The sequence below is a fragment of the Deltaproteobacteria bacterium genome (assembly GCA_009929795.1).
Classification (GTDB): domain Bacteria; phylum Desulfobacterota; class Desulfovibrionia; order Desulfovibrionales; family Desulfomicrobiaceae; genus RZZR01.
Map to the genome: position 1 here is coordinate 1 of RZZR01000159.1, position 4,906 is coordinate 4,906.

5 protein-coding genes are annotated in these 4,906 nt (G+C 57.5%); all 5 read left to right on the forward strand.

Going from position 1 to position 4,906, the window contains the following annotated elements; genetic code table 11:
* Positions 1–1,202, forward strand: a 1,202-nt coding sequence (locus EOM25_12080) for a glycoside hydrolase (protein ID NCC25911.1), incomplete at its 5' end; no start/stop codon positions are given.
* A gap of 569 nt (positions 1,203–1,771) precedes the next feature.
* Positions 1,772–2,971, forward strand: a complete 1,200-nt coding sequence (locus tag EOM25_12085; protein NCC25912.1) for a site-specific integrase — start codon at positions 1,772–1,774, stop codon at positions 2,969–2,971.
* Positions 2,972–3,142: 171 nt separating this feature from the next.
* A complete protein-coding gene (locus tag EOM25_12090) occupies positions 3,143–3,823 on the forward strand; it encodes a hypothetical protein (protein ID NCC25913.1) in 681 nt (226 codons plus the stop codon).
* Positions 3,824–4,013: 190 nt separating this feature from the next.
* The gene (locus EOM25_12095; protein NCC25914.1) at positions 4,014–4,316 is read left to right on the forward strand and encodes a hypothetical protein; all 303 of its coding nucleotides are present in this window, start codon (positions 4,014–4,016) and stop codon (positions 4,314–4,316) included.
* Complete coding sequence (locus tag EOM25_12100; GenBank protein NCC25915.1) at positions 4,292–4,804, forward strand: DUF3102 domain-containing protein; 513 nt, start codon at positions 4,292–4,294, stop codon at positions 4,802–4,804. The genes EOM25_12095 and EOM25_12100 overlap by 25 nt, the downstream gene beginning before the upstream one ends.
* Positions 4,805–4,906 lie beyond the last annotated feature (102 nt).

The window sequence follows — 4,906 nt, forward strand, 5'->3', positions numbered from 1 at the left end:
CTGTTCAAGGCTTCTTGTCTTCGGACTTCATCCACAGATTTCTTGGTCCTTGGGCTGAAAACGCATCAATGGTCGGTCCCGAGAAGGTGTTTTGGGGAGTGTCCGAATTTCAGGGGCAACCAGGGTATGGAGAGAATCTGAGGCCCCATGACATCGGATGGATTGCCAAACTCGAAGAACGGTCCCGTATCGACGAATATCCGTCTCAATGCCGTCGGGCCATCATCGTGCGACACGCGAACGTGCGGGTTTTTCCTACCCACAGGCCCCACTACTCGGATATATTTCGGGCAGGCCAGGGATATCCATTCGACAATTTCCAGAACTCGGCCCTGTGGGCCGGGACACCGGTCCTGGTCACTCATGCCACCTCGGACGGGGCCTGGATTCTGGTCGAGGCATCCAATGTTTTTGGCTGGGTCGAATCTCAGGACGCGGCCCTGGTCGACGAGAATTTCATTCGGTCTTACGTGACCGGGGCCTGGGCCACGCCTGTGAGTGACGGGTTTCCGCTGGTCGACGGGGATGGAACACACAGGTTTTTCAGCATGATTGGATCACTATATCCTCAGGCCGGGTCGGGATCCGACGATTCGGAAGTTCTGATTCCGGTCAGGGATGCCGATGGACAGGCGGTCATCCGTCGGACCAGGGTCTCGGCCGAGGCCGTGAGACCCTTTCCCCTGCCCGCGCTGCGGGGATTGTTTGTCGAAGTGGCCCGAGCGCTGGCCGGTCAGCCGTATGGTTGGGGAGGGATGTATAGATTGAGGGATTGTTCAGCCATGGTTCAGGACTACTTTTTGCCTTTTGGAGTCTGGATGCCCCGAAATTCGTCCCAGCAGGCCAGAGCCGGCCGGACCGTTGATTTGGAAAGTCTCGAAGGACCGGCCAAGGAGTTCCAAATTCTGGCCGAGGGAGAACCGTGGCTCACCACTCTCTGGAAACCAGGCCACATCATGCTCTATATCGGCCGGTTCGAGGGGCGGCCCGTGGTCCTGCACAACGCCTGGGGGCTGAGGACGAAGAGTTTCCTATGTGGAGAGGGGCGCAGACTCATCGGCGCGGCAGTGGTCACGACCCTGAATCCCGAGGATGGCGTGCCGTGCTCCGATCCCGATCGCGGCATCTTGCGGACGCTCAAGCGCATGACCTTTCCCTGTGAGGAAAGGGTGGAGGCGGGGCATGGGGAAGCAACTCCGTAGAAATAGATATGGTCCTGACTTTGGCTTCCTTTTGGGCAGGCAAGGTGCCCGGTCCGAGCGACTGAGGGAACAGTCTGGTTCGAGGCCCTTGTTTCCGGCATACCGCTGGTCCGAGGGCATATGAGCAGCTTTCGGGTCCCGGCGATCTTCTTGAGCAGAGCACTTGTGGGGGCCCTTGTGGGAGTCGGCTTTTCTTGGGCTTTCGTGACGCCCGTCAGGTGGGACTATGTTTTGACTGGAGCGGGAATTGGTGCCGTGGCCTTGCCTCTGTTCATGTTTCTCCGCCGACGTTGAGGTGGCATGCTATCTATGGTTTTGTGTCAACAAAAAAGCCCTTACAGCGTTTTGTTGTAAGGGCTTGATTTTTCTGGTGGGCCACCAAGGAATCGAACCTTGAACCTCCGGATTAAGAGTCCCTTTTTTAGGTATTTCACCTACTTACCCGAACCAACACTGAATACACACTAAACCCTTGACAGCACTTGGTTCCGAGCCTATTCTAACCTCACAAATCAACCCGAAAAAACCACTTCCATCGGGTAAAAAAGTGGGACAGGAGTGGGACAGAGATGAAAAACAAGTGGATCAGCACCAAGCACGCAGGAGTCCGATTTCGGGAGCATGAGTCTCGCAAACATGGAATAGGTCTGGATAGGTATTTCTCCATCCGATACCGTATTGACGGCAAGCTGAAGGAGGAGGGCCTGGGGTGGGCCTCCGAGGGCTGGACTGCCGAAAAGGCCATGCTGACCCGGGCCGAACTGCGGCAGGCCGCCACCAAGGGCGAAGGGCCACGGACCCTGGCGGAGAAACGAGAGATTGCCGACCAGGCCCGCCAGGAGCAGGAGCGCCAGACAGCCCTGGAGAAATCCGAGGGGATCACTTTCGGCCAGGTCTGGACGAGATACGAGGCCGAGCAGGGACACAAGTCTGCCCGGTCAATGGCCAGGGAAGTGGAGTTGAATCGAATCTGGATTGACCCGGTCATCGGCTCCAAGGCCATGAGGGACATCTGTCCCCTGGACCTTGAGCGGATCAAGAAGAACATGCTCGACGCTGGCCGGGCTCCACGGTCTGCCCAGTATATGCTGGCAGTCGTCCGGCAAGTTTTTAATTTTGCTGAAGTCCATGATCTGTACCTGGGGGTGAACCCAACCAAGAGAGTCAAGGTCAAGATCGGGGACAATCGCCGCCAGCGTTTCCTCAGCCAAGAAGAGGCCGACGAACTTTTGAGCGCCTGCCGGGAGAGGTCGCAAGACGTCCATGATCTGTGCCTCCTGTCCCTGCACACGGGCATGAGGGCGGGAGAATGTTTCGCCCTGGAGTGGCGGGACGTCGATTTCGGGCAAGGCATCCTGACCTTGAGAAACACCAAGAACAGCATGACCCGCCACGCCTACATGACCGAGGCGGTCAAGGACATGCTCCGGGCGAGGAGGCAGACAGCGACCACGGACATGGTTTTCAATGGACGGCCCGAGGTCAGCGATACTTTCAATCGGGTAGTTGAGGCCCTTGGGCTGAATCGCGGAATCTCCGACCGGTCGCAGAAGATCGTCTTCCATACCTTGCGCCACACTTTCGCCAGTTGGCTGGCGATGCAGGGCACGCCCATTTTTACCATTGCCAAGCTGATGGGCCACAAGACGACCGCCATGTCCGAGAGATACAGCCATTTGAGCCCGGGCCATCTGCAAGACGCAGTACGGGGATTTGAGGCGAACCTGGGCAAGCCCAAGGTCATCGACATCGCCACGGGCCGCAAGTGAGGCCATAGGAGGCGATTTAAGGGCCGGAAATAAAAAAGCCGACCTTTGACACGACAGAAAAACTTTATAGTCAAGACTTGCCAGGGATAGGACTCGCGATCCGACAAGGGTGGACATCCGCACCACCTTTCCCTGGCTCAAAATCCTGCGGACCACCAAGCGGAGGTGGATATGACCTACACCGACCTGGCCGACCTCCTTTCGGCCACACTACTGGACATGGACGCGCTGACGGACCGCTGGTCCTGTTCCGAACTCCACATCCTCATGGCCCTGGAGAAAGGGCTACTGACATCCAGGCAAATCAACCCGGAAGAATTTGAAGCGTACCAATCCCGGGAAAGGTATCGCCGAAGGGTCGAAGACAACCGGGCGAAAATGTCCGCGAACACGAAGGACCAACGGATTGTCGTCGAAATGATGCTCAACCGGAATCTTGTCATGGCCCATTTCGCCCGGACCGTTATCGAGTCGGGCCGCCCGCTGTCCTTCGATCTGCATCTGGACATACTGCCCGCCGAAGAACGGGCGGGGATCAAGACCGAGTCCATGACCATGGCCGAACGGGAAATGCTGGCCGCCCACCTGGACGCCCTGCGGGCCGAGGGCGATCTGTCCGACGTGGTCAAGAGGGGACTGTTCGTCCTGGCTGGCCGGGTGCGAGAGCAGAAGACAGTTCGTGAAATCGCTTTCAAATGGCCAGAATGGTCTGGGCGTGATCGGACTCGGGTGGAGGAATGGGAGAACATAAAACAGCGATGCACACAGGATCGTCTGCAGGCCATGGCCGCCATCGAAACGCACATGGGCAGGGAGGCAAAGGAGTTGGTCAAGAACGCACTGAGATCGTGACCGTACCCATACACTAAAAAAAGTCGTACCCGGTACGCTGAACGGCCAAACGGCCCGGAGCTAGGATTTGCCTAGTCTTCCGGGCCGTTTTTTATTGCGCCCTTTTTTCGTTTCGTACCTTTTCATCGTACCCTGTTTTCATCCTAACCTACCGTCAACAATAAACATTTTTACCGCATGGAGGAACATCATGCACAAAATGAAGTTGACGAAGGAGCAGGAGCGGATTGCCAGGACCATGGCTGAGACCTGGCGCACGACGATGGGGTCGGAATGGGTGGCCCGTACTGAGTTCGGGAAATTCTCAGGTGGGGCCATCGGGGGGCGAACGGTCAGCAACCTTGAATCGGCATCTGGAGATGGACCCGAAGGTGCTGTGCTGATGGGCAAGAGGAAGGCGTACCCGGTGGACAACGCCGCCGCCTGGTTGGCCATGCGCATCAAGCCGGTGGGTGAGCGGGTGGGCCGATGGGCCAAGGAGGTGCAGTCATGAAACTGGAAACTTCGCTTTCCCTCCCAGACCAAGATTTCCTGACCGAGACCGCCGAACGCATCAAGTCAAGGTCGGCAAAGACCATCGTCGAGAATGGCCTTGATTTACTCCAGGCAAAAGACCGGGTCGGCCATGGCCATTTTACCGCATGGGTGGAAACGGAATTGCCCTGGAGCATGAGGACCGCCCAGCGAATGATGCAGGCCGCGAAGCGGTCTCTGAAGCCTGCCGAGAAAAACGACATTTTGTCGCTTTTGCCTGGGGACGACCTTGCCGACATGACCGGGAGGATCCACTCCGAACTGGCAAGTATCCGGGAAACCATGGCCGAACTCGTCAGCTTGGGAGCCATGGACGAGGACACCACGCTTGACGAATTCGTGGCCATGGTGGCGGAGGGAATGCCGGACGTTTCCGACTTGGCAACCGATATGGTCAAGAGGGTGGCGGCCCCGTACATGGAGGGCGAGACATGCCAGCAAAAATAACCATCCTGACCTCCACCACGCCCAAGATACTGTCGAAGCAATTCCGTCTTGGTCCTGACGGCGAACTGGTCAAGACCACATCGGCAAACATGGTCCGGGGCA